Here is a 1,189-nt window from a genome sequence, read left to right as displayed (position 1 = left end):
AAGACCCTCAAGGGCCTCACACCCCACGAGTTCATCTGCAAAATCTGGGCAAAAGAGCCTGAACGGTTCCGATTCGATCCCACCCATCAAATGCCGGGACTAAACACCTAGGTGCTGGCCAGCCGGTCCTCAGCAGACCCCATACATCAGCGACCCAGCGTCGACTGCGGACAGAAGCAAGCCCTCGGCGAGGGATTAAGCTCATAAGGGATTGACTCTAGCAGCACCCAGGTGCTGGCCAGCCGGTCCTCAGCAGACCCCATACAGCAGCGACCCAGCGTCGACTGCGGACAGAAGCAAGCCCTCGGCGAGGGATTAAGCTCATAAGGGATTGACTCGTGAAGGCCCGTCAGAGAAGAGCGGTTCACAAATTGATGAATCGAAGAGATTCCGGATTTGTCGGTTTTGTGATTGAACAAACCGCTGCCGAGGAGGCCAACATCTGATGAACCGACCTCTTCCAATGGTCTTCGCGAGCGTTTGTTGGCGGCGGTTTTTGTGGTGAGAGCCGCCGGTCGGCCGCGAAGCGGTTAGGCGTTGCGGCCTCTACGGCAGTGAAGTGGTGGCAGCGCCATCGCGCGACCGGCTCCGTTAGGCCGGGCAAGATGGGCGGACACCGCAAGAGGGTGCTTGAGCCGCACCGCAAGACGCGTATTCTTGTCGCGCCGTCGATCGTCAACGCGCCGATGGATGCCGCATTTTTTCGAACGCTACGTCGAAACTCAGCTTGCTCCCGAACTGTCGCCCGGCGATGTCGTCATTCTCGACCGTGTCGGCTTCCACAAGAACGAGCGCGCCGCCCAAGTGTGGTTCGCCAAAGGGGCGCCTGGCTCATCTTCCTGCCGCCGGATATTAGGCCAATTGATCGCGATACGCTTTTACCCTGCGGTCTGCTATCTCTAAAATTAATCCGTCGACCGTGAACAATCCGGGCTCTAAGCGGCGACCGACTTCGGCCGAAGTTGAAGCAGGGCGATCAAGAGCGACAAAAGATCCTTCAGCCACCTGAGCAGCAGCGAGAAGTTGTAGCCGGCGGCGGCCAGGATGGCGTTGAGGGCGTCGCCCTGCTGGCCGGCGAGGTAGTTGCGGGCATTCTGTGTTCGCTCTTGATATGGCCGATGACGGGCTCGACCGCCGACCGCCGCCGCATCTGGCGCTTGATGGCTGGGGTGACGCGGCGCTTCTGGCC

General features: G+C 60.1%; 1 protein-coding gene and 3 pseudogenes. 3 read left to right on the top strand and 1 reads right to left on the bottom strand.

Translation table 11 applies throughout. The features are described 5' to 3' along the window. From AC0L3D_RS36705 to AC0L3D_RS36695, 3 genes and pseudogenes are all read left to right on the top strand, one after another. A pseudogene (locus tag AC0L3D_RS36705) lies at positions 1 to 111 on the top strand (IS481 family transposase); the annotation flags it as partial. 312 nt (positions 112 to 423) lie between these two features. Continuing rightward, positions 424 to 644, top strand: a pseudogene (locus AC0L3D_RS36700) (hypothetical protein); the annotation flags it as partial. Positions 645 to 690: 46 nt separating this feature from the next. After that, the gene (locus AC0L3D_RS36695; protein ID WP_473647533.1) at positions 691 to 903 is read left to right on the top strand and encodes a hypothetical protein; all 213 of its coding nucleotides are present in this window, start codon (positions 691 to 693) and stop codon (positions 901 to 903) included. Between the two features lie 32 nt (positions 904 to 935). On the opposite strand, the pseudogene AC0L3D_RS36690 reads toward AC0L3D_RS36695, so the two are convergent. After that, positions 936 to 1,189: pseudogene (locus AC0L3D_RS36690) on the bottom strand (transposase); the annotation flags it as partial.

The sequence above is a fragment of the Mesorhizobium sp. WSM4837 genome, from assembly GCF_055811435.1.
Note: the sequence above shows the minus strand (reverse complement) of the source record. Positions and strands in the feature narration are given on the sequence as shown.

Bases quoted from the DNA above. Each gene is read 5' to 3' on its own strand.
- AC0L3D_RS36695 (WP_473647533.1), top strand. From the start codon at position 691: ATGCCGCATTTTTTCGAACGCTACGTCGAAACTCAGCTTGCTCCCGAA.